The sequence below is a fragment of the Pseudomonas sp. SDO5532_S415 genome, assembly GCF_054071155.1.
Genome location: NZ_JBSVWS010000301.1, coordinates 1 through 3,801, shown reverse-complemented (window position 1 = coordinate 3,801; position 3,801 = coordinate 1). Strand labels below are relative to the sequence as shown.

Annotated in this window: 3 protein-coding genes; 2 read left to right on the top strand and 1 reads right to left on the bottom strand. The window is 56.0% G+C overall.

Going from position 1 to position 3,801, the window contains the following annotated elements:
* Positions 1-48: 48 nt before the first annotated feature.
* Positions 49-1,254 (bottom strand): MFS transporter, encoded by a 1,206-nt coding sequence (locus tag ACW9HW_RS29450; RefSeq protein ID WP_095195676.1) that lies wholly within the window; start codon positions 1,252-1,254, stop codon positions 49-51.
* Positions 1,255-1,565: 311 nt separating this feature from the next.
* Between ACW9HW_RS29450 and ACW9HW_RS29445 the strand changes: the two genes are divergently transcribed.
* Together ACW9HW_RS29445 and ACW9HW_RS29440 are read left to right on the top strand one after the other, a co-directional pair.
* Positions 1,566-2,009 (top strand): hypothetical protein, encoded by a 444-nt coding sequence (locus ACW9HW_RS29445; RefSeq protein ID WP_457402849.1) that lies wholly within the window; start codon positions 1,566-1,568, stop codon positions 2,007-2,009.
* A gap of 320 nt (positions 2,010-2,329) precedes the next feature.
* On the top strand, positions 2,330-3,703 hold the full coding sequence (locus ACW9HW_RS29440) for a hypothetical protein (protein WP_457402847.1): 1,374 nt from the start codon (positions 2,330-2,332) through the stop codon (positions 3,701-3,703).
* Positions 3,704-3,801 lie beyond the last annotated feature (98 nt).

The window sequence follows — 3,801 nt, the reverse complement described above, 5'->3', positions numbered from 1 at the left end:
TTCACTAACCCTGTGGGAGCGTGGCTTGCCCGCGAAGCTTTTGAGGGGTTACGCGGTAGCCAGCGAACGCTTCTCCGAAACACTCAAAAACCGCACCAGCGCCACCAACGGAAACGCACTGCCGACAATCACGATCCAGAACCAGCCGCCATGTTCATACACTGCGCTGGCCACAGAGGAACCAAACGCACCGCCGATAAAGATGCTGGTCATGTACAGCGCATTCAGGCGGCTGCGGCTTTTGGCGTCGAGGGCGTAGACCGCGCGTTGGCCGAGGACCATGTTCATCTGCACGCAGAAATCCAGTACCACCCCGGTCACGGCCAGGCCGATAACGCTGTAGACCGGATGGATGAACGCCGGCAGGAAGCTCAGGCTGGCGAACAGCAGCGCCAGCAAGGACGCGATGCGGGTGTGGCCGGCGTCTGCGAGTCGACCGGCGATGGGCGCAGCGATGGCACCAATGGCACCGACCAGGGCGAAAATCGCGATCTGCGATTGCGACAAGCCATGATTGCGCGCCAGCTCCAGCGGCACCGCGGTCCAGAACAGGCTGAACGTGGCGAACATGCAGCCTTGGTAAAACGCGCGCTGACGCAGAACCGGTTGCTGGCGCAACAGTGTCCAGAGCGAGCCGAGCAACTGACCATACGACGCACTGTGATCAGGTTGGCGCTTGGGAATGGTCACGGCCAGCACGATACTGATCGCCGCCATCAGCAGCGCCGCGATCACAAACATCGCCCGCCAGCCGAGGTGGTCAGCGACCACGCTGGACACCGGTCTCGCCAACAGAATCCCCAGCAGCAAACCACCCATGATCCCGCCGACCACGCGACCGCGAGATTCTTCAGGTGCCAGATGCGCGGCCAGCGGAATCAGGATCTGTACCGACACCGAACTGAAGCCCACCAGCAGCGAAATCAACAAAAAGACATTCGGCTGATCGGTGAATGCAGCGCCCAACAGACTGGCAATCGCCACCACCGTGGTGATGATCATCAAGCGGCGGTTCTCCAGCAAATCCCCCAACGGCACCAGAAAGAACAGGCCAAGCGCATAACCGATCTGGGTCAGCGAAACGATGAAGCTGGCCAGGGTGCTGGTCAGGCCGACGTCCGGCGCGATCAGGCCGATGATCGGCTGCGCGTAGTAGATGTTGGCCACGATCGCGCCGCAACAGAAGGCGAACAGCAGCACCATGCCTCGGGTCATTGTGGCGGTGCCGTGGGGCACCTGAGTCGCTGGATTCATAACGTATCTCGCTGAACAAAAGGGAATGCGCGCAGGCTAATGGCCTGATCAAAACGGCGGAAGAGAGATTGGAGTGATAGCAGTCATTCCGTTGCGGAATGAGTGACGAGCGAGCGTGCCGTTCGCCGATGTCCGTCGAATCAAAATATCAGGGGCTGATGATACATTTACTTACATCTTGTTCGATAGCGTGCTTGTTTTCTCGCACATCACAAGCGACCGATCATCCGAAGAAATACCGGCTTTTGCGCGATAGCTAAAATCTACAGGGGGATCACTTCAACGCGTCCTTACAAAGCGGGAGTATCACGATGAAAATCGTATCTTCGCTGGCGTTGGTGGTAGCGGCTGGGACGATCTCCGGGTGTTCGACAGTGCCTGATCGCCAGGTCACCAACGTTCCCCTGAACGCTACTTCCATCAATGCCGGGAATATCGCCCGGCCAATCATGATGCCCGACGGGCAAACAACCGTGTTCTGGTTTGCTGTCAGTGGAGAATCCATGGGTAGCGCATTACCAGGTCGTTTGCAGGCCTACATCTACCCGGGAAGCTGTGGAAGTCTGGGTGCCAAACCCGCCTACGACATGAATGACGGCCCGAATGCGCGGTTCTATTCGCAAGCGTCCATGCAATATTTCTGGAAAAGCGCACCCGTACCGGTCGAGACTCTTCGAGCGGGGGGCTATGCGTTGGTGGTGCGTGAAAGCCCGGCCGATGGTCACCAGGCGATTTTCTGCGGGAATCTGAGCTGAAAACCTACCGAACCGGTCATTGCGTAGCGATTGCTGCATCCCAAAAAAGGCGACTCCAAGGCCGCCTTTTTCATCGAATAAAAAAAACGCCATCAATGTAGGACGCTTTTTTCAAGCTGCACGTTCTTTGAGGTTTTTTTCCATCGGCAGAACTCTGGTTTCCGACTTGATTGCAGGAACCGTCCGTCAATACAGCTTGAGTGGTCTGTTCTAGATTCAGCTCTCAGCAGGAGGGCACAAGCCGTACTCCCGAACCCGGCGGTCGTCTGTGTTTTCGAGAGTTGATTCTCACACAGGCTTATCAAGGAAAAGAATTAACGATGAGGCTTTTCAAAACCTTTGCAGTGTTCAGCCTGACGCTAGGGATTGCGGGTTGTACCTTCACACAACAGAAAACCCTCAGCCACAGTGACTACATTGAACGGATGGCGACTGCCAGCGCAGCGTCCTGGCCTGAATTGGCGACGCTGGAAGAAATGAAAGAACAGACCGGGTTCTTTGCTGATCTTCAAGTGCTTGTTTACGACGGTGTCAATGCCTGGCTGGTAGATGCAAAGGGTTATCGTGCAATCGCGCCGGAGCCGGTCGAGGCACTGGGCTTGCCATCGGACTTCGGAAAATACGAGAAGCTTTCGTGGAATGGGCGCCCAACTGTCTACATGGGGATAGGGACAGCTTTACCGGAGGTGGAAATGCAAAAGCTGATCACGCAACCGGCGGCAGTCCCTGAATTGTTTTTATTGGCAACCCATGAGGCGTTTCATTTTTATGGCCAGCAAAACTGGCCAATGAATGACGGGTCGCGTGCCGAGCGTTTTCCAATCCAGATACCCCCCCGGCAGTATCGAAAGCATTTGATTGAAGCCTTGCATGCTGCCGTGAGGGGTGGGGTCGAGGAATTAGGCAAGGCCCGCTACTGGTATGACCGTTGGCGGACTGAGTATGCGCGAGAGGCGGTGGAGATTCACGATAACGACATCATTGAAGGAAGCGCCAAGTACGTTGAAGTGCTTGCCGAGATGGTCGCTACCGGCGCTGTTGATCAATCTCAGGCCTGGAATACCGCTGTCATGGCGCGTTCTCCCAATGCTGCAGATACTCCGGCTGATGGCGAAAGCTACCTGATAGGCGCTTTGGCAGGTTACTTGCTGGACCGGCAAGGTACGCAGTGGTGGCAACGTGTCACGCAGGGGGATACACCATTACAACTGTTACTGGAGCCAGTGGCAGCGATTGTCGATATTCCTGACCCTGAGTTGAATCAACGTATAACCCAAGCGTTGAACGATCGTAATCAGAGTCTGGAAACCATCATTGGCCCGTTTATCGGACAACTGAGGCATCCTGATACAGTGCGTTTGCTGGTGCCTTCCGTTTCGGCTGCGGGTTCCCTTTCAACGAGTGGTCTTTACCGTGTAGAGGATCTATCGGGAGAAATCCTCACCCATTATTCCCAGCAGTTCTCACCTGCGATGGGGCGCATCACGATGGATAACGTAGTTGCCGCAGCGATTATCAGCGAGTCCTGCGGCGAGATTGGCGGTTTTATAATGGTGCCGATCACGGCCCGGGAACTTGCGGAGGCGCGGGCGGAGCGTCTGCGGATAAACAGAGAAGGAGTGGAAATTGACGTACCTTTTCCCGTCAAGGGCGCTGGCAATGACTGGTGCGTGCGTGACAAGGTAACGACGTAAAAGCCTTGAGTAAGGTAAGGCTGTTCACTTAAGTGTGACACTGAACCCGTGGCGAGGGAGCTTGCTCCCGCTGGACTGCATAGCAGTCCCCATTTTTG

Excerpts from the sequence above, each read along its gene's own strand:
- ACW9HW_RS29450 (WP_095195676.1), bottom strand. The coding sequence starts at position 1,254 with ATGAATCCAGCGACTCAGGTGCCCCACGGCACCGCCACAATGACCCGA.
- ACW9HW_RS29445 (WP_457402849.1), top strand. The coding sequence starts at position 1,566 with ATGAAAATCGTATCTTCGCTGGCGTTGGTGGTAGCGGCTGGGACGATC.
- ACW9HW_RS29440 (WP_457402847.1), top strand. The coding sequence starts at position 2,330 with ATGAGGCTTTTCAAAACCTTTGCAGTGTTCAGCCTGACGCTAGGGATT.